Below are 18,849 nucleotides of genomic sequence, written 5' to 3'. Positions count from 1 at the left end.
TGATTAGTTTATTACAAACGAGAAATATCGTTGAGCAGCGCAATTCCCATTAACATTAGCAGGACTAAAGCACCGAAGCGAAAACCTATATCCTGCGCTCTCTGAGAGACAGGTTTACCGCGTATTAGTTCCACCACAAGATACATTAAATGGCCTCCATCCAAAATAGGTAAGGGCAATAAATTGATTACGCCCAGATTAACACTGATCAATGCCATAAAAGACAAAAACGCGATCAGGCCAATACTGGCGGAGCTTCCTGCACCTTGTGCAATCGAAATGGGACCACTCAAATGTTTTACCGACACATCGCCGGTTAATAATTTGCCAACCATGGCAAAACTGAGCCGCGTTAGCTGCCAGGTTTGATTTAACCCTTCAGCCATCGCAGCAAACACCCCATAGCGTTGGGTATAACGCAGGCCCTCAGGCCAAGGTGACACGGTAGGTACCACGCCCAACACCCCTAAACTAAAACCAGCGCTGTCTTGCGTTAATGCTGGCGTTGCGTCGAGTGTCAGTTGCTGATTATCACGCAGCAGCATAAAACGCAAAGTTTGCTCAGGTTGATTTTTTATCGCCTGCTCCACTTCACTCCAGGCACTAATGGGCTGGCCATCAATAGCCAAAATGATATCGCCCGCTTGCAAACCCGCAGCGTCGGCAGCAGAGCCTGGGGAGATCATCGCCAGGGTAGTAGTGGCCTGAGGCAGCAATAACGACAAACCTAAACTTTGGAAAACAGAATCACGCTCAGGGTCAAATTGCCAATCGCGTGTGTCGAGCACGACTTCGCGCTGTCGAGCCGTTTCTGTATGTTCTAAGGTTAAACGAATTTCAGAACGACCCAATTGTTCGACTAACAGTAAGTTAGCTGTGCGTACATCGCGTGAGGGTCGACCATTAACGGCCAGTAATTGTTCATTTTGCTGCACCCCGGCCAGTGCCGCGATAGATTGCGGTTGGGCTTGCGCTATCACCGGTTTGACTTCCGGCACACCAATAAGATACATCACCCACAGCAAGAAAATGGCAAAGATAAAGTTGGCAGCTGGGCCCGCGACCACAATAGAGATGCGCTGCCAAACTGTTTTATGATTAAAGGCGAGATCTTTAAATTGTGGCAAAACAGGATCGACTCGCTCATCGAGCATTTGCACATAGCCGCCAAGCGGAATAGCAGCGATAACAAATTCAGTACCTTGACGATCACGCCAACGCACTAAGCTTTTGCCAAAGCCAATAGAGAAACGCTTTACCAGCACGCCATTTTTACGTGCCAGCCAAAAATGACCAAATTCGTGAACGGTGACTAAAATACCTAGCGCGACCACAAAACTCAGCGCATTCAACAAAAAAGCCGACATTAACCCCTCTCCAACAACTGCCGAGCATAGGCTCGTGTTTCGGTATCGAGCGACAATATATCATCCAGCGCGTGCGCTTGATAGGTTAGGAAGCGATTGAGGCATGAAGCATTAATCTTATGGATACCGTTAAAGCTTAATTTTCCGGCAAGAAAAGCCGCCACAGCCACCTCATTAGCCGCATTCAGTGCTGTGGTTGCCCCCTGACCTGCGGCGCAAGCGTCCATCGCTAAATACAGGTTTGGATAGCGTGCAGCATTGGCTTGCTCAAAGGTAAATGACTGTAAGCTAAAGAAATCTAAGGGTGGAACTGGACTACTGATCCGCGATGGAAATGCCAAAGCATGGGCAATCGGCGTGCGCATGTCGGGTTGACCCAGCTGTGCCAGCACGGAACCGTCGGTATATTGCACCATCGAATGAATGATACTTTGCGGATGAATCACCACTTGAATATCCACGGCCTGACAATTAAACAGCCAGCGCGCCTCGATGAACTCTAAGCCTTTATTCATCATGGTTGCACTGTCGACTGAGATTTTTTGCCCCATGCTCCAATTAGGATGGGCAACCGCCTCAGCCACTGTAATCTGCCCAAAAGTGTCTAACGGACGAGTCAGAAAAGGCCCACCACTGCCCGTCAGTAATAAGCGAGAAATACCAAACTGCTGCAAGGTGGCTTGCTGGGTATTTTGCTGGAAAGCTAACGGTAGGCATTGAAAAATCGCATTATGTTCGCTGTCTATCGGCAATAAAGTGGCACCATGGGCAGCCACCTTTTGCATAAACAACTCACCGGTCATCACTAGGGCTTCTTTGTTGGCTAAAAGCACCGTTTTACCTTGCTCGACTGCAGCCAAGGTTGGTAGTAAACCCGCAGCACCGACAATCGCTGCCATGACGATATCAGCGTCTGGATGCCCGGCTAATGCCACTAAGCCAGCTTCGCCGCTTAAGACCTCAGTCGATAAGCCCGCTGCTTTTAACTGTGTCGCCAGCTCTGCAGCCGCTACGCTGTCTTGCATCGCAGCAAAACGCGGTCTCACCGCCAAACATTGTTGCAATAATTTGTCGACACCGGTGGCAGCCGTTAATGCTAATACCTGGAATTGCTCGGGATGCTCAGCTAATACCGATAAGGTACTGCAACCAATCGACCCTGTTGCCCCCAGAATAACCACTTGCTTCATAAAAACTGTTTACCTAAAAAGGCCAACATCAGTGCAAACACCGGTGCGGTCGCCGTTAAGCTATCAATACGATCTAAGATACCACCGTGCCCGGGTAAGAAAGCCCCGCTGTCTTTTTTGCCCGCTACACGTTTAAACATACTCTCGCTTAAATCACCGAACACCGATAACACGGTAAGTAACACAGCAGCAACATACCAGTACAGGCTGTGATCGGTTTTCTCCAGCCACGCTAACAGCGCAGTGACCATCAATAAGACAAAAACTAAACCACCGAGCATGCCTTCCAACGTTTTCCCTGGGCTCACTTTGGGCAGTAATTTGGTGCGACCAAATGGCTTTCCGACCAAATAGCCACCAATATCCGCGGCCCACACTAAGCCTAGTAAACAACAAATAAGCCAAGCACCGTAAAAGGGTGTTTCATCATAATGCATGCCACGAATGAAAATTAAAGCCGCCCAAGCGGGTAACAGTGTAAACCAGCCCATCAATGCGCGTCTAACGCCACTGGTGGCCCACAAGGTTTGACTGTTTGGAAAGGTTAACACTAAGACAATAGCCAGCGTCCACCAGGCTGCGCCGAGCAATAACAAACTGAATAACAGTAGATTACTACTCAAGGGCTCGCTAAATGACACTAGGCTGTACCAGCACAACATAATAAGCGCAGTTAAGATGACATAACTGGCTCTAATACGCCGAGCGGCTAAACCACAAAAGCCGCTCCATTCCCATGCGCCCAGTAAAAACGCCGCAGATAACACCGCGGCAAAGCCGACCAAAGGTAAATAAAAAACCGCGACCAGCGCCAAAGGCGCAAGGATTAATGCGGTGATCACGCGTTGCTTAAACAATATGATTATCCTTTATTTTCAGCAGCAAGCTCTCGGATCTGGGCACCCGTACAACCAAAACGTCGCTCTCTGTTAATAAAGGTAGCTATCGCCTCAGAAAATACTTGTTGGTCAAAATCAGGCCAGAGGGTTTCAGTAAACCATAACTCAGCATAGGCAGCTTGCCATAATAAAAAGTTGCTGATGCGTAAATCGCCACCGGTTCTAATTAATAAATCCAACTCTGGCTGATCGGCCATTTGTATTTCGCGAGCCATCAACTGTTCGGTAATCTCAGCGGGGGTTAATTTTCCCTGCTGTACCTGTTCAGCCAGTTGCCGGCTTGCAGCAACGATATCCCAACGACCACCGTAATTTGCTGCGATATTCAGCGTCATCGCAGTATTAGCGGCGGTAAGAGCTTCTGCTTTTTTAATATTTTGTACCAGCTTATCGCTAAATGCAGATAAATCGCCAATAATTTTCAGGCGAATATTATTTTTATGCAGAGATTTTACTTCTTTTTGTAACACCAGCATAAAAAGTTGCATCAGCGTACTGACTTCTTCTTCGGGTCGCCGCCAGTTTTCACTGCTAAAAGCGAACAGCGTTAAAGAAGGAATGCCTAATTCACGACAAAAACTGACACTACGGCGAACCGCTTCAACGCCTTTTTTATGCCCCCAAACGCGGGGCTTGCTCTGACGCTCTGCCCAGCGTCCGTTACCATCCATGATAATTGCCACATGCTGCGGCAACGCTTGTTGTTTAAGCTGTGAAACTGCAGTCATCAGTTAACCTGTTATTGTTGTTCTTATGTGCCAACGCTGTCGTTGCACGCCACATTTTATTGGGTTAAACAAAAAAGCGCCGCGAAGTTAGACTGACACGGCGCTTTCTTCATACTATTTCATACTAAAAACAGCAACAAATGAAAGGTCTGAAATCAGACTTCCATCAGTTCCTTTTCTTTTTCTGCTAACACTTCGTCCACTTTTTTCACGAACAGATCAGTAACTTTTTGGATCTCATCTGCCGCTCTACGCTCATCATCTTCACTGATTTCTTTATCTTTTAATAGCGATTTAAAATCAGAATTCGCATCACGACGAATATTACGAATGGCCACTCGACCGGCTTCAGCTTCACCGCGTACCAGTTTAACTAAGTCGCGACGGCGCTCTTCCGTTAATGCAGGTAACGGCACACGGATTACGGTGCCTGTAGACATTGGATTTAAACCCAGGTTAGAGGCCATGATGGCTTTCTCTACCGCCGGTGTCAGGCTTTTGTCGAACACGGTAATGGCTAAGGTACGCGAGTCTTCAATAGACACGTTTGCCAGCTGACGTAACGGCGTATCTGCACCGTAATAAGAAACCTGAATGCCGTCTAGCAGACCTGGATGCGCACGGCCTGTACGCACTTTACTTAATTGAGTTTTCAGAGCATCAACGCTTTTATCCATCCGGACTTGAGCATCAGCAATAATGTCGTTAATCACGATCGTTATCCTTTTTTTATTTATGCAGCAGTAACGCAGTCGTTTAGTTTACTGTAAATTTTCCGCGTGGTCGATGATTGTGCCTTCATCGTCACCCATAATCACGCGTTTAAGTGCGCCGGGCTTGTTCATATTGAACACACGAATTTGTAAATTGTGATCGCGCGCTAGGGTAAAAGCGGCTAAATCCATGACTTTTAATTCTTTGTCGAGAATTTCATTATAGGTTAATTTGCTATACAAGGTAGCAGCCGGATCTTTTACTGGGTCAGCTGAATACACCCCGTCGACCTTCGTGGCTTTTAATACGGCGTCGGCTTCAATTTCAATACCGCGTAAACAGGCGGCAGAATCAGTAGTAAAAAATGGGTTACCCGTACCGGCCGAGAAAATCACCACACGGCCTGATTTTAGTAAGCTAATGGCTTCTGCCCAGCTGTAGTTATCACACACCCCATTTAACGGAATTGCACTCATCATCCGAGCATTAACATAAGCACGGTGTAAAGCATCACGCATAGCTAAGCCATTCATTACCGTGGCTAACATCCCCATGTGATCGCCGACCACCCGGTTCATCCCTGCTTTAGCCAAGCCCTCACCACGGAAGATATTTCCACCACCAATCACAATACCGACTTGTACACCGAGTTCAACGAGTTCTTTAATTTCTTGCGCCATGCGATCTAGCACTTTGGGATCAATACCAAAGCCTTCGTCTCCCATTAAGGCTTCACCGCTCAGTTTTAAAAGGATGCGACGGTAGGTTGGTTTCGGATTAATGCTCATAATTTCCCCATTATGCTATTAGAATTAGTCAGGCAAAAAAAAACCGCGACTCAGGTCGCGGTTATTTTAGCTGTTTTCAGCAAATTGCTAAAGCGCAAATTACTTTTTAGCAGCAGCAATCTGTGCTGCAACTTCAGCTGCGAAGTCTTCTTCTTTCTTCTCAATACCTTCGCCTACTTCTAAGCGAATGAAAGAGATGGCCTTAGCACCGTTTTGCTTTAAGAATTCGCCAGTAGAGATTGACGGATCTTTAACGAACGGCTGACCTGTTAAACTGACTTCGCCAGTGAATTTAGCCATACGGCCGGCAACCATCTTCTCAGCGATTTCTTGTGGCTTACCAGAGTTAACCGCGATTTCGATTTGAATTTGACGCTCACGCTCAACTTCTTCAGCTGAAACGTCTTCCGGGTTAACATAACCTGGGTTGTTGGCAGCAACATGCATAGCCACGTCTTTAGCGATATCTTCGTTACCGCCTTCTAACACGGCTAATACACCAATACGACCAGAGTGGATGTATTGACCGATTACCGCGCCTTCAACTACGGCTACGCGACGTACGTTCATGTTTTCACCGATTTTAGCAACCAGTGTAGCACGCGTATCATCAACAGAAGCACCGTTTAAGTCAGCCGCTAATAATGCTTCAACTGTGTAAAGTTTTTGTGCTTGCGCTAAATCAGCAACGCTGTTTGCGAACGCTAAGAAACTGGCATCACGTGCCACGAAATCAGTTTCACAGTTAAACTCGATAGCAATACCTACACCGTTAGCTACGCGCGTGATGATCACACCTTCAGCAGCAATACGGCCGGCTTTTTTCGCAGCTTTCGCTAAACCACTTTTACGCATCGCGTCGATCGCGGCTTCGATGTCACCACCGGTTTCTTCTAAAGCTTTTTTACAATCCATCATGCCAGCGCCAGTGCGCTCGCGCAGTTCTTTTACTAAAGCGGCAGTTACAGCCATAAAAGCATCCTCGTAATTTAGTTCAGACAAACAGGGGCAAAATGCCCCTGTTGCAAAGTGATTCTGTCAAAGGGCTCGCGGTATTACAGCCAGCCCAAATCAGAAAAATTATTCTGCTTCAACGAAGGCTTCAGCTTCAGCTTGCACTTCGATGTTTTTGTCACGACCTTCCTGAATCGCCTGGCTAACAGCGCCCAGATATAACTGGATTGCGCGGATAGCATCGTCGTTACCAGGGATTACGTAATCAACACCTTTAGGATCTGAGTTAGTATCTACAATAGCTACTACCGGGATACCTAGGTTATTGGCTTCTTTGATCGCGATATGTTCGTGGTCAGCGTCGATAACGAACAGCACGTCTGGCAAGCCGCCCATATCTTTAATACCGCCTAAGCTCTTTTCCAGCTTGTCCATTTCACGAGTACGGTCTAAAGCTTCTTTTTTAGTCAGCTTGTCGAAAGTACCGTCTTGGCTTTGCGATTCAAGATCTTTCAGACGCTTGATAGACTGACGCACTGTTTTCCAGTTAGTTAACATACCACCTAACCAACGGTGATTTACGTAGAACTGGTCAACATTTGCTGCAGATTCTTTGATTGCTTCTGAGGCTGCGCGCTTAGTACCTACGAATAAGATTTTGCCTTTTTTCGCAGAAACTTGCTGGATGAACGCCAAAGCGTCATTCATCATCGGAACAGTTTGTTCTAAGTTGATGATATGAACACGGTTACGAGCACCGAAAATGAATGGCTTCATTTTTGGGTTCCAGTAACGAGTTTGGTGACCGAAGTGAACGCCCGCCTGGAGCATGTCGCGCATAGAAACTTTTGCCATGATATTAATTCCTGTTAAGGGGTTAGGCCTCCATGCATCCCATATGCCGACTCAGCTTTCGCTAAGCACCCCGGAATATGTGTCGATGCATGTGTGTTATTTAATTAAGGTTAGTGCAATCTGCTTAAGCACTGAACTGTCTAACTTATTGCCAGAAATTCTGTAAAGCTACAGCACACGAGCCTTAAGTTAGGGTACAATGCAATTTGCTAAATTGCGGCGCGCTTTATACCATAGGCAGCTTGCAAACACAATGAAATGTGTAAATTAACAGCATTATCCTTTCAACAGAAGTATCAGAGAGAGCAGGCATGACAGCACCTATTAAAACCCCAGCAGAAATCGAAAAAATGCGCATTGCAGGCCGACTTGCTGCCGAAGTGCTGGAGATGATTGAGCCGCATGTTGTCGCGGGTATTACTACTGATGAACTGAACACGATTTGTCATAATTATATTGTGAATGAACAACAGGCCATTCCTGCCCCACTGAATTATCACGGTTTTCCTAAATCAATTTGCACCTCGGTCAATCAGGTGATTTGTCACGGCATTCCAAACGATAAAGCGTTAAAAGAAGGCGATATCATTAATATCGATATTACCGTGATTAAAGATGGCTATCACGGTGACACCTCTAAAATGTTCGTTATCGGCAAGCCAAGCATCATGGCTGATCGCCTGATTAAAGTGACACAAGAGGCCATGTACTTAGGTATTAAAAAAGTGAAAGATGGCGTGCGCTTGGGTGATATTGGCCATGCTATTCAACAACATGCCGAAAAATTCAGTTACAGCATTGTCAGAGAATACTGTGGCCATGGCATTGGCGCCGTGTTCCATGAAGATCCGCAAGTCTTGCATTACGGTCGCCCAGGCACAGGTGAAGTGTTGAAAAGTGGCATGTGCTTGACCATTGAACCCATGATCAACGCCGGTGGCCGCCACAGTAAGTTGCTAGCCGATGGCTGGACGGTAGTGACCAAAGATCGCAGTTTATCGGCACAGTTTGAACACACGATTTTAGTGACCGACACCGGCTGTGAAATCCTGACCCTGCGTAAAGATGAAGCCTTTGAACGGATCGTCACCGCGGAATAACCGCCTAACAGGAGATTAATGTGACCCAGGCTCTTAGTTTTAACCGCGCGCTGCCCGAGCACTATTCACTAGACGCTTACAAAAAGCACTTTGCAGAATTTCAAGAGTTTCAGGCACGGGCTTTTCATAGTCAGCCCATTAATATCCTGGTAAAAAGCCGTGCGAGTTTTATTGATGAAGTACTACTTGAGCTCTGGCAACATAGCGCTCTGGCTAAAGATAAAGCCATCAGTTTAATCGCCGTGGGGGGGTATGGTCGCGGTGAGTTACACCCCTACTCTGATGTTGACTTATTATTACTGGTTGATAAACGCCCCGATAGCAATCAACAAGAGGCTATCGCCCGTTTTATTACCATGCTGTGGGATTTACGCTTAGAAGTCGGCCACAGTGTCCGCACCTACAAAGAAACCTTAAGCCTAGGTAAAGACGATATTACCATCGCCACCAATCTTTTGGAGATGCGCTTACTCACCGGCAATAAAACCCTGTTTCAAGAATTACAAACCGCGGTCAATGCCGATAGTTTTTGGACCAGCCAAGCGTTTTTTCAGGCTAAACGCCATGAACAACAACAGCGCCATGCCCAGTATCACGGCACGGCATACAACCTTGAACCGAATTTAAAAGCCAACCCGGGTGGTTTGCGTGATATTCAAACCATCGGTTGGGTAGCCAAACGCCATTTTAATACCCGCACGATGCGCGAGTTAGTGGCTTATCAATATCTTACTGAAGATGAATACCAAGAGCTGATCGAATGTGAAGCCTATTTATGGCAGATGCGCTTCTCTTTGCATTTAGAAGCGGGCCGTAACGAAAACCGTATTTTGTTCGACTATCAACCCGCCGCGGCAGAGCGCTTAGGTTTTGGCTCGGATGGCAAAGCCTCAGTAGAACGAATGATGAAGCGGTTTTTTCGGACAGTTCAACGCGTCAGTGAACTAAACGAAATGTTGTTGCAACACTTTGAAGGCAGTATTCTTAATTCGCAACAAAAACTCAAAGTCAGTCAGTTAGATGATTATTTTGAGTTGCAAGGCCATTTAATTAAAGCGCGCGACAGCGCGGTGTTTGCCCGACGCGATAATTTATTGCGGCTGTTCTGGCATATCGCCAATAACTCCAATATTACTGGCGTGCACTCGACCACTATTCGCTTAATTCGCCAAGTCCGGCGGCGCTTAATGGGTGACTTACAAGATTATGAAGCCTGTCGCCAACTGTTTCTGACCCTACTGCGCCACCCGCGCGGTATGGATTTAGCGGTGACCTTGATGCACCGTTATGGCATTTTAGCGGCCTATTTACCGCAGTGGCGCAATATCGAAGGCCAAATGCAATTTGATTTGTTTCACGCCTATACCGTAGACGAGCATACCCACCGCTTATTAAAAAATTTGTACAAATACAGCCTTGCTGAGCATGAAAGTGAGTTTCCACTGTGCACGGCTATTGTCAAAAAAATGGAAAAGCCAGAGCTGTTATACCTCGCCGGCATTTTCCATGATATTGCCAAAGGCCGTGGCGGTGATCATTCTGAATTAGGCGGTATGGATGCACGGGAATTTGCCAAGTTGCACAAACTGAGTGAATTCGACAGTAAGCTAATTGCTTGGTTAGTGGAAAACCACTTACTCATGTCGGTAACCGCACAACGCCGCGATATTCACGACCCTGAAGTTGTGGCCGAATTTGCCGCCAAGGTGCGTGATGAAACGCGTTTAAACTATTTGTATTGTTTAACGCTGGCCGATATTCGCGCCACCAATGATACCTTGTGGAATGATTGGAAAGGCTCACTGCTGCGTGAATTGTTTTTAGCCACACAAAAAGCGTTTCGTCGTGGTTTAGAAAAACCGATGGATTTACGCGATCTGATCCGGGAAAACCAAAGCGAAGCCCTGCCCATGCTATTACGGCAAACCTTTATTGAAAGTGAAGTGTTGCAATTATGGAGTCGCATCAAAGCAGATTATTTTGCGCGCTACAGCCCAAAACAAATTGTCTGGCATACCGAACACATTTTAAAGCATAAAACACCGAATGAACCTTTAGTACTGGTGAGTAAAGCACCAATCAAAGGCGGCACCCAAGTGTTTGTTTACACAAAAGATCAACCCGGTTTATTTGCGAAAATGGTCGCCGCGCTAGACAGTAAAAAGGTGAACATTTTCGACGCGCAAATCATGACCAACAAAGACGGTTATGCGATGGATACTTTTGTGATTTTAGAGCAAAACGGTGAAACCGTGAACTCCCCCTCGCGCCAGCAAAGTATCAAGAAAGCGCTAGAGCAATATATTCTTGGCAAGCCTGATTTATCGCGACAAAAACCAAAACTCTCTCGGCAAATGCGCCAATTTACCGTGCCACCGAAAGTGGTATTTTTACCAGGCAATACCCGCCATCGTACCATGCTAGAAATTGCTGCATTGGATACGCCGGGTTTATTGTCTGATCTAGGCCAAGTGTTTCAACAGTGCGGTGTGAATATTCACGCGGCAAAAATCACCACCATCGGCGAGCGCGCCGAAGACTTTTTCTTAATTTCTAACGCAGAGGATGACGCGCTGACAACTGAGCAACAAAGCCAGTTAAGACGGGTGTTAATCTCGCAACTCTCGCAGCAAACAGAAGGCTAAATGACGAATGTCTGACTTAAAAAACCTTATCGAAACGGCGTTTGAACAACGTGCTGACATTACCCCAAAAACCGTGACCGCCGAATTAAAACAGGCTGTCGAGCAAGTGTTAAGCATGCTGGATAACGGTAGCGCCCGTGTCGCAGAAAAAATTGCCGGTGAATGGGTAGTACATCAATGGCTGAAAAAAGCGGTACTGTTATCGTTTCGGATCAACGATAACGAAGTGATGGATGGCGCCGAAAACCGTTTTTTTGATAAAGTGCCGATGAAATATGCTAACTACACTGACGCGCAATTCCGTGCCGATGGCGTGCGTATTGTACCGCCTGCTGCCGTGCGTCGCGGTAGCTACATTGGTAAAAACGTGGTGGTGATGCCGTCTTACGTTAATATTGGTGCTTATGTGGGCGAAGGTTCAATGGTTGACACATGGGCCACCGTCGGTAGCTGTGCGCAAATTGGTAAAAACGTGCATTTATCAGGCGGCGTTGGCATTGGTGGTGTGTTAGAGCCGCTGCAAGCAAACCCAACGATTATCGAAGATAATTGCTTTATCGGCGCACGTTCTGAAGTGGTTGAAGGCGTTATCGTTGAAGAAGGCGCAGTGCTCTCAATGGGCGTCTATATTAGCCAAAGCACCCGTATTTATGATCGTGAAACGGGGCAAATTAGCTATGGTCGCGTACCGGCCGGCGCAGTTGTCGTGCCAGGCACCATTCCTTCTAAAGATGGCAGTCACAGCTTATATGCTGCGATCATCGTGAAAAAGGTTGATGCGCAAACTCGTGCTAAGGTTGGCATTAACGCGCTATTGCGTAGTATTGAAGAATAAACCTGAATACTGATAAGTTCACACCTTGCTGCTAAAATAGCAAGGTGTGTTGCTATGCATTAGCGTGGTGCAAACATAAATAATGCCCACAACACCGCAGCGCCAATGGCAAATACTGTATATTCTAAACGTTTCTCAAAGCGTAACTCTGCATCTTTATTGGCTGGCACAACGATAGCCGATACCAGACATACTAGCGCGGTTATCAGTAATAACAATGTTACTGCAAACTCCACTGCTGAACCTAGCTCTACTAACCACACGGACATTTCATACCTCTGCTTATTAGCTTATTGAAATCGGTCACATCTTAACACAATGCGCGCTATGGCTGCAGTGATTCCAGCAAAAGACGGTTAAAAACCTCAACAGCAAATGGCGAGATTTTGTTACGTTTTGTCACAGTCTATGCAGGGTTTTCTGGTACGAAGTCGGTATACTAGTTTAAACAGCCAGTATTCGGAGGACATGATGTTTTACTTTTTTAAAGGGCTGCGCTTGCTGGGGCAAAAAGGCTTAAAACGTTTTGTGTTAATACCCTTACTGATTAATTTAGTGCTGTTCTTTATGGCGTTTTATTGGATGTGGCAACTGCTACAGTCGTTTATTGTGCATATTCAGCAATGGCTTCCGCAATGGCTGCATTGGTTAGAGTATTTATTGATCCCGCTGGGGGTGATGTCATTACTGCTCAGTTTTGCCTATAGCTTTACGATGGTCGCTAATTTTATTGCCGCGCCCTTTAATGGCTTACTCAGTGAAAAAACCGCCTCGCTACTCAGTGGCAAAGCGATCCCCGAAGTGAGTTTGCGACAATTTCTGCATGACGCGCCGCGTTTACTGGCGCGAGAATGGCAAAAACTATGTTATCTATTACCTCGGGCTACCATCCTGTTTATTCTGTGTTTATTGATCCCGGTGGCGGGCCCCTTTCTGTGGTTTTTTATCAGCGCCTGGTTCTTTAGCCTGCAATATCTCGATTACCCGTTTGATAACAACAAGGTGAGTTTTACCGAGCTAAGACGTCAACTAAGACAAGCGCCTGCCCTCAGCTTATCTTTTGGCAGTGCCGTGGCACTCTTTAGCATGGTGCCGTTGCTGAACTTATTAGTAATGCCGGCCGCGGTATGCGGCGCGACAGTTCTGTGGTGTGAGCGTTTTGCCGAACACTATGATCCGGCATTACAGGCACCTGGGGCCCGTAGTTACCAGAAGTTAAACAAGTATTGTTAGAAGTGCTCAGCTAACCAAGGCAATGCAACATCTTCAGCTTGTAAGGTTTCACCGGCGTCGATCTCTAACATCGGCGCCACCGCACTGGCTTGTAACTCAACAAGTAGCTCATTAACCTGCTGGCCAGCCGCACAAAAAGTATCATAACTGCTATCACCTAAAGCAATAACAGCATATTTTTTACCGGTTAATAGCGGAAACTGATCTTTGCAAGCCATATAAAAAGGAAACAACGAATCGGGAATATCACCCTGACCAGTCGTTGAAGTGATCACTAACCAACAATCCGCAGCAAAGGCTAACACCTCATTTAATTCTGCTGGTTGAAACCATTGCACCTGATAACCCTTGTTGGTTAATAACGGTAGCGCTTGCTCTGCAACATACTCTGCACCACCGTATACACTACCGACCATTATGGCGATTTTTTGCATGCTTGTGTCTCCAGAAAAAAATTAAACTGCTGGCGATAGTAAGCGGAGTCTACCGGCCAATTAAAGTGAGTAAAAAGTGTTGTTAATTCGTTTAGCCCTGCTTCGAGCAACAACGGCTGTCCGGTAATCGGATGGGGTAAGCGTAACGTGAATGCGCACAATAATAAACGATTGCAAGCAAACTGTTCACGAAACATCGCATTATGTTTACCATCACCATGGCTAGTATCACCGACAATCGGGTGGCGTAAATGGGCCATATGCCGGCGTAATTGATGTTTTCGGCCAGTGATGGGCTGCAGCGCCAGCAAGGTATAACGCGAGGTCGCATAACGACTAACAGGGATCGGCAACTCCACTCGTTGTAATGGTGAATAGCGACTAAACGCAGCTTGTGCGGCTTTATCCGCAGCGGCAAACTTGTCGGCAATCTTATCGAGTTGCTCGGTTAAAGCATAATCTAACTCACCTGAGGCAGTAACATAGCCTCGAACCACCGCTAAGTAACCTTTTTGCCACAGCCCTTGATGATTTTGCTCTGATAATAACCGTGCCACCTCAGATGACAAAGCAAACAACAGTACCCCTGACGTAGGTCGGTCAAGCCGATGCACCGGATAGACATGTTGACCAATTTGATCGCGTACGGCCTGCAGTGCATAACGGCTGATTTCTTTGTCTAAAAAAGAACGATGCACCAACATGCCACTGGGTTTATCGACCGCAACCAGATACTCATCTTGGTATAAAATCGTTAAAGGTTCAGCAAAAGTGGAAGCTTCGGTGAGGTCATACGCTAGGGTTTGTTCAGACACAGATCTAACCTTGTAATCGCCGCTAACAGCGGTTGAATCTTCTCGTCTCGCCCGGCATACACCTGCTCTGCCATCGGTAAAATAGCGACTTTATTCGGTAGCGGTTGACCGGCAGCAAGCATCGTCTGCAGACGAGGAATTAAAACAAATTGCAACCACTGCTCCAGCGGCATGCTATCACAACAAAAAGGCATCGAACTGGCCATCGCCTGCGGCGAAGGTGGCTGCTGACTATACAGACCGGCTTGTTTTAGCGCTTGCATAATATCGGCTAGCAATAGGCTCAGGTGCTGACTCATACGGTTCCTCTCTGCTACAAGGCGGCAATTCTAGCACATTGCCGCTGCAACGCAGCATCTTGTAAAACCGCGAAGCAAACGCCATTATGTGGCTAACAAGGAGAAGCAATGACATCAATTTGGTTACTACTGCTGTTAGTCAGCGTAATTTATGGGTTTTGGATGCAACGTAAACAAGATGAGCGAGCTTTTGTGTTAGCTCGCCAATTATGTCAACAGCATCAATTACAATTTTTAGAGTGTGGCCGCAATCGCCATCATTTTCGCAAATTGCAGCAAGGTTGGCGCTTACTCACCAGCTATCAGGTTGACTTTAGCAGTGATGGTGAGAGCCGCTATCAAGCAGAATTGCTATTAAGCGGCATGCGTGTGGCAAATTTTACTTTACCCGCGCATCGTATTTAAGACGGGGGCGATGTCCGGGCCAGGTGTTGTAATTTGCCGCTTAACTGGCCAGTTAAAAAGTCTTTATACATCACCCAATCGGCTGCCAAACTATAGAAAGGATAGTTAAACGTGGCCGGTTTATTATGCTCAAACAATAAATGGCCCAACCAAGCAAAGCCATAACCGATGACAGGTAAACTGAACAGCCATAGCCACTGTTGTGTTAACACTGCCCAAAACAGCACGACGAGCACTAAACTGCTACCCATATAATGTAAAGTCCGACATAGCGGATTGGCATGCTCGCTTAAATAATAGGGATAAAAATCGGCAAAACAGGTAAAACGTGCCATACCGTTTAACCTTGAACCGACTGACGGGCGCGAAACATTAAAGTGCCACTGACTGAGCCAAAAGCAAGCTCACTGACTTTTTGATATTGCTCATCTGCAAAAAAAGCGTGGTACTTTGCTAATGTGACAAAAACACCAATCCCTGCAGACGACGGATCTTCATCAACTAAGCCATCCACGGCCGCAATTAAATAATGACCCAACCCCGCATGCTGATATTTCGGCGCCACGGCAATAAAAGCCAGCATGTGATAGCGTTTTGCCGGCATTGCCGCATGAATTTTTTCTTCTTTATTTAACAGCTGTTTGGTAGAAACAAAGCCGGCAGTTAACAGCATTTTTAAACGCCAATGCCACAAACGACTGCTGCCAATGCCTGAATCTGGCCCGACTACACAGGCTACACCCAGTAACTGCTCTTGATTAAACAAGCCGATGATTGGCTGCCCGGCTTGCCAAAAAGTATTCAGCTCTTCGCGAATAGCGGAGCGCAAACGAGCTTCATAATCCGTGTCAGCAGCACGAAAAATTTCCATAAAAAGTGGGTCATCATGATAAGACTGATATAACACGGAAGCAGCCAGTTTTAAATCTTCGCCTGCCAGCAAACTGGCCGTTAATTGAGAGGGTTCAAAATTAGTTACCTGAGCTAACATGCGGCACCTGCTATTGTTGTTGTTTTTTTATTCACAATAGCAGTGTCATGCTAGGTTGCCAAGTATGATTTTTACAGCCGATGTATCGTTAATCACGCTAAATCACCGTGCAAAAACGGTAATAAATACTATTCTTAACGTCAAACAGGAGTAAAAAATGGATACCACAGCAACCACGTTAGAAAATTTATTCGCGCAACTCGGTTTAGCCAATAGTACTAAAGCGATTGAAGACTTTATTCAAACGCACCAATTAACCGAAGACACCAACATTGCCAAAGCACCCTACTGGAATGAGGCGCAGGCGAGCTTTATTAATGAGGCACTACGAAATGATGCAGAATGGTGCGAAGTGATTGATCAATTAAATGCGCAACTACATCAAGTTGCTGCGCAATAACCGCTACTTATAAATAATTGTAGGCTTTCTCACCCCAACCACTGAGTTGATCGCCATGAAATACAATAGGCGTACATTCATCTTTCGTGGTTTTATTATCTCGGCGATTAAGTTGTGTGCGATAAAACAGCACTTGAACTTGCTCGCCGTTTTTTTGAAAGGCCTCGGTGAAATCAGGTGCACCGAGTAAAGTTTTTACTTCTGCTACGGAAAAGCCTAACTGTAACTGGTTAATTTTTTTCAAATTTTCATGTTGTGCTTTATCTGAAGCCAATTGATTTTTTGGCTCATCCGTATTGCCAATAGCCACGACACAACCACTTAACCCCAACACCAGAAACGCCACTACACCGGCTTTAATCATTTTAGTGCCCATACCCGACATAAATCTTCTCCTTCTAAGTAATGCCAGTAATCAATAAAGTATGATACTTAACACGCCAAACCAAGCAAAATTGACACCAATTTTAAAATATTATTAATTTCAGCAACTTAAAAACATAGGGCTTTTGCTAAGGCCAAGGGAGTGGTAAATTAAACTACTTTTTGGTGAACCAGACGATCCGCTATGACCACAGCTATCCGTTTATTACAACACGCTGCAGCCCAATTGCGTCAAGAAGGCAAAAAGCCCAGCTTAGCGCTATTTAAAGCGAAACTAACTGGGCAACTTAATGCACCAGAACTGTTTACAGCATACCAGCAATGGCGCCAGCAGCCGATCGCCGAAGAAGATCCTGCATTGGTCGCCGATCTGGCATTTAGTCGGCCCATCAATGCCGAGCAAGATATGAGCAGCCAGCTTAACCGCATTGAACAGAAACTCGATTTATTAATCAGCCTGTTAGAAAACAATAATGTATCTCGCTGAGTTACGGTTTCGGGTCATCGCTGATACCGATTTAACGCAGGCAGAACAAGCTATCCGTGCTTATATTGAAGCCTTGATCTTTAATGGCCAAGTATTAGGCAGAGAGTTTCCTACCGCATGGCAACAAGATACGTTTAGCAGCCGGGTTGTACTGGCCAGCCAAGATGCGCTTACCAGCAAATGGCACAGTAATAGAGTACGATATGCTGAGCAACAATTAACCGAGGCGGGCCTTGGCTATGCCCAACACACCTTACTTGGCGCTGATTTGATGTCACAGCAAACCTGTGAAACCCTTCCCAAGAGCCTGATATTATTTACTAGCTTCGCCGATACCTGCTCACCTTTACGTTGTGCTGAAACCTTGCGACCCGTGCCACTCTTTTGGTTAACCGCAGCAGAAGACGATTTTGAAGCATTGATCCGCTGGCAGATCCAATATCAGGCCTTAGATGAAATACAGTTACAAGAAGATCGGGTACTACCGAAGATCGCCGAAAACAGTCTGCAGCAATTACATAGCAAATTAAATCGACGCGGCCGCCAATTGGCACAGCAGATCAGTCGACTTAATCAGCTGCCGATCTGGTATGCCCTTTACAGTGGCAGCAGTTCGGATTGTCAGCAAGACGCTAATAAATGTTGTCCCGGCTGTGGAGCTGATTGGCGTCTGGCGACGCCACGACTCGAGATGTTTGATTTTCAATGCGATAACTGCCAATTGCTCAGTAATATCGCGTGGGAGTGTCAGTCAAAACAAGCGTCGTAAACTTGAGGAGTTAAACTGGCTAGAAACGACGGCAGATCATCGGCAATTTTTTCCGAGACTTCTTTTCCAACATGCTCTAAGAATACCTCGCCGGTGCTATTTAACACCGACAACATAATATTGGCGTCATCAGTTACGGCAAAAAATACCGTAGCTCGCTGTTTTAAGCGTTGCTTCATTAAAATGTGACCAATAATGTTTTCTTGCAAACGGCTAATATCATCTTGATTCCAAGGCAATAGTAAAGCTAACTTGCCACGTGGATGCCCTGCGGCCATATTCGCTGCATAAAAACAGCTGTAAAAAGCTTTAATGGAGGGATGCAGCATTAACTCTAATGCTTGCTCAATATTGCTAAAATCCGCGGCGGGTTGCTGGGCAACAGGTAGCCAACTGACCTGATCCTCGGCTAACCATTGCTGTTGGCAAGGAGAAGGGCTAGCTGGATCGGCCCATGCCGTTAATGGCTGCGCCGTGGCCTGATGCCAAGTGACACTGTGTTCGATAAATTTTGCCAACGCTTGTTCAGTAGACACCTCTACTCCTCGGGACAGTTA

General features: G+C 46.2%; 24 protein-coding genes. 8 read left to right on the top strand and 16 right to left on the bottom strand.

The annotated features are described in order from the left end of the window. Window positions 1–11 precede the first annotated feature (11 nt). The 8 genes from rseP to rpsB form a co-directional block, all read right to left on the bottom strand. Entirely contained in the window at window positions 12–1,367 is a 1,356-nt protein-coding gene (gene rseP / locus ACUJFL_RS05565; protein ID WP_226749735.1) for a sigma E protease regulator RseP, read from the bottom strand. Further along, window positions 1,367–2,557 carry a 1-deoxy-D-xylulose-5-phosphate reductoisomerase gene (ispC, locus tag ACUJFL_RS05560; protein ID WP_445428688.1) on the bottom strand — a complete coding sequence of 397 codons (1,191 nt, stop codon included), beginning with the start codon at window positions 2,555–2,557 and terminating at the stop codon, window positions 1,367–1,369. Before ispC ends, rseP begins: the two co-directional genes overlap by 1 nt. Further along, entirely contained in the window at window positions 2,554–3,414 is an 861-nt protein-coding gene (locus ACUJFL_RS05555) for a phosphatidate cytidylyltransferase (RefSeq protein ID WP_226749733.1), read from the bottom strand. Before ACUJFL_RS05555 ends, ispC begins: the two co-directional genes overlap by 4 nt. 5 nt (window positions 3,415–3,419) lie before the next feature. Next, the gene (gene uppS, locus ACUJFL_RS05550) at window positions 3,420–4,184 is read right to left on the bottom strand and encodes a polyprenyl diphosphate synthase (protein WP_226749732.1); all 765 of its coding nucleotides are present in this window, start codon (window positions 4,182–4,184) and stop codon (window positions 3,420–3,422) included. A 155-nt stretch (window positions 4,185–4,339) separates the two neighbouring features. Further along, window positions 4,340–4,897, bottom strand: coding sequence for a ribosome recycling factor (frr, locus tag ACUJFL_RS05545; RefSeq protein WP_226749731.1), 558 nt, complete (start codon window positions 4,895–4,897; stop codon window positions 4,340–4,342). A gap of 48 nt (window positions 4,898–4,945) precedes the next feature. After that, complete coding sequence (gene pyrH / locus ACUJFL_RS05540; protein ID WP_226749730.1) at window positions 4,946–5,686, bottom strand: UMP kinase; 741 nt, start codon at window positions 5,684–5,686, stop codon at window positions 4,946–4,948. A gap of 99 nt (window positions 5,687–5,785) precedes the next feature. Beyond that, on the bottom strand, window positions 5,786–6,658 hold the full coding sequence (gene tsf, locus ACUJFL_RS05535) for a translation elongation factor Ts (protein ID WP_226749729.1): 873 nt from the start codon (window positions 6,656–6,658) through the stop codon (window positions 5,786–5,788). A gap of 108 nt (window positions 6,659–6,766) precedes the next feature. Continuing rightward, the gene (rpsB, locus tag ACUJFL_RS05530; protein ID WP_226749728.1) at window positions 6,767–7,495 is read right to left on the bottom strand and encodes a 30S ribosomal protein S2; all 729 of its coding nucleotides are present in this window, start codon (window positions 7,493–7,495) and stop codon (window positions 6,767–6,769) included. A 311-nt stretch (window positions 7,496–7,806) separates the two neighbouring features. Between rpsB and map the strand changes: the two genes are divergently transcribed. From map to dapD, 3 genes are read left to right on the top strand one after another with little or no spacing between them, the layout of a single operon-like run. Further along, window positions 7,807–8,595 carry a type I methionyl aminopeptidase gene (gene map / locus ACUJFL_RS05525; RefSeq protein ID WP_445428687.1) on the top strand — a complete coding sequence of 263 codons (789 nt, stop codon included), beginning with the start codon at window positions 7,807–7,809 and terminating at the stop codon, window positions 8,593–8,595. A 20-nt stretch (window positions 8,596–8,615) separates the two neighbouring features. Further along, the gene (glnD, locus tag ACUJFL_RS05520) at window positions 8,616–11,240 is read left to right on the top strand and encodes a [protein-PII] uridylyltransferase (protein ID WP_445428686.1); all 2,625 of its coding nucleotides are present in this window, start codon (window positions 8,616–8,618) and stop codon (window positions 11,238–11,240) included. 7 nt (window positions 11,241–11,247) lie between these two features. Then, window positions 11,248–12,075 (top strand): 2,3,4,5-tetrahydropyridine-2,6-dicarboxylate N-succinyltransferase, encoded by an 828-nt coding sequence (dapD, locus tag ACUJFL_RS05515; RefSeq protein ID WP_226749725.1) that lies wholly within the window; start codon window positions 11,248–11,250, stop codon window positions 12,073–12,075. Between the two features lie 59 nt (window positions 12,076–12,134). On the opposite strand, the gene ACUJFL_RS05510 is transcribed toward dapD, so the two are convergent. Further along, complete coding sequence (locus tag ACUJFL_RS05510) at window positions 12,135–12,344, bottom strand: hypothetical protein (protein WP_226749724.1); 210 nt, start codon at window positions 12,342–12,344, stop codon at window positions 12,135–12,137. A 199-nt stretch (window positions 12,345–12,543) separates the two neighbouring features. On the opposite strand from ACUJFL_RS05510, the gene cysZ reads away from it, so the two are divergent. Then, a complete protein-coding gene (cysZ, locus tag ACUJFL_RS05505) occupies window positions 12,544–13,308 on the top strand; it encodes a sulfate transporter CysZ (RefSeq protein WP_255654345.1) in 765 nt (254 codons plus the stop codon). On the opposite strand, the gene ACUJFL_RS05500 is transcribed toward cysZ, so the two are convergent. From ACUJFL_RS05500 to ACUJFL_RS05490, 3 genes are read right to left on the bottom strand one after another with little or no spacing between them, the layout of a single operon-like run. Then, window positions 13,305–13,742, bottom strand: coding sequence for a flavodoxin (locus ACUJFL_RS05500; protein WP_226749722.1), 438 nt, complete (start codon window positions 13,740–13,742; stop codon window positions 13,305–13,307). The two genes, cysZ and ACUJFL_RS05500, sit on opposite strands and share 4 nt — an antisense overlap. Then, window positions 13,724–14,557: a tRNA pseudouridine(65) synthase TruC gene (gene truC, locus ACUJFL_RS05495; RefSeq protein ID WP_226749721.1), complete on the bottom strand. Its 834-nt coding sequence runs from the start codon at window positions 14,555–14,557 to the stop codon at window positions 13,724–13,726. The genes ACUJFL_RS05500 and truC overlap by 19 nt, the downstream gene beginning before the upstream one ends. Continuing rightward, complete coding sequence (locus ACUJFL_RS05490) at window positions 14,539–14,856, bottom strand: YqcC family protein (protein WP_226749720.1); 318 nt, start codon at window positions 14,854–14,856, stop codon at window positions 14,539–14,541. The genes truC and ACUJFL_RS05490 overlap by 19 nt, the downstream gene beginning before the upstream one ends. 108 nt (window positions 14,857–14,964) lie before the next feature. On the opposite strand from ACUJFL_RS05490, the gene ACUJFL_RS05485 reads away from it, so the two are divergent. Then, entirely contained in the window at window positions 14,965–15,261 is a 297-nt protein-coding gene (locus ACUJFL_RS05485) for a DUF3301 domain-containing protein (RefSeq protein WP_226749719.1), read from the top strand. Here the strand turns inward: ACUJFL_RS05485 and ACUJFL_RS05480 are convergent. Together ACUJFL_RS05480 and ACUJFL_RS05475 are read right to left on the bottom strand one after the other, a co-directional pair. After that, complete coding sequence (locus ACUJFL_RS05480; protein WP_226749718.1) at window positions 15,258–15,596, bottom strand: Mpo1-like protein; 339 nt, start codon at window positions 15,594–15,596, stop codon at window positions 15,258–15,260. The genes ACUJFL_RS05485 and ACUJFL_RS05480 overlap by 4 nt on opposite strands. 5 nt (window positions 15,597–15,601) lie before the next feature. Then, window positions 15,602–16,252 carry a GNAT family N-acetyltransferase gene (locus ACUJFL_RS05475; protein ID WP_226749717.1) on the bottom strand — a complete coding sequence of 217 codons (651 nt, stop codon included), beginning with the start codon at window positions 16,250–16,252 and terminating at the stop codon, window positions 15,602–15,604. 157 nt (window positions 16,253–16,409) lie between these two features. Here ACUJFL_RS05475 and ACUJFL_RS05470 point away from each other — a divergent pair, with 157 nt between their 5' ends. Next, window positions 16,410–16,652, top strand: a complete 243-nt coding sequence (locus ACUJFL_RS05470) for a DUF2789 domain-containing protein (RefSeq protein WP_226749716.1) — start codon at window positions 16,410–16,412, stop codon at window positions 16,650–16,652. Window positions 16,653–16,659: 7 nt separating this feature from the next. Here the strand turns inward: ACUJFL_RS05470 and ACUJFL_RS05465 are convergent, their stop codons facing one another. Beyond that, on the bottom strand, window positions 16,660–17,037 hold the full coding sequence (locus tag ACUJFL_RS05465) for a DUF3192 domain-containing protein (RefSeq protein ID WP_306176970.1): 378 nt from the start codon (window positions 17,035–17,037) through the stop codon (window positions 16,660–16,662). 183 nt (window positions 17,038–17,220) lie between these two features. Here ACUJFL_RS05465 and ACUJFL_RS05460 point away from each other — a divergent pair, with 183 nt between their 5' ends. Both ACUJFL_RS05460 and ACUJFL_RS05455 read left to right on the top strand, forming a co-directional pair. After that, complete coding sequence (locus tag ACUJFL_RS05460) at window positions 17,221–17,523, top strand: hypothetical protein (protein WP_226749714.1); 303 nt, start codon at window positions 17,221–17,223, stop codon at window positions 17,521–17,523. Further along, entirely contained in the window at window positions 17,510–18,292 is a 783-nt protein-coding gene (locus ACUJFL_RS05455) for a DUF2310 family Zn-ribbon-containing protein (RefSeq protein ID WP_226749713.1), read from the top strand. Before ACUJFL_RS05460 ends, ACUJFL_RS05455 begins: the two co-directional genes overlap by 14 nt. Here ACUJFL_RS05455 and syd read toward each other — a convergent pair. After that, window positions 18,271–18,828, bottom strand: a complete 558-nt coding sequence (gene syd / locus ACUJFL_RS05450) for a SecY-interacting protein (protein ID WP_445426324.1) — start codon at window positions 18,826–18,828, stop codon at window positions 18,271–18,273. The genes ACUJFL_RS05455 and syd overlap by 22 nt on opposite strands. Window positions 18,829–18,849 lie beyond the last annotated feature (21 nt).

The organism is Alishewanella sp. HL-SH05 (assembly GCF_052655985.1).
This window is presented reverse-complemented; position numbering and strand designations above follow the sequence as displayed.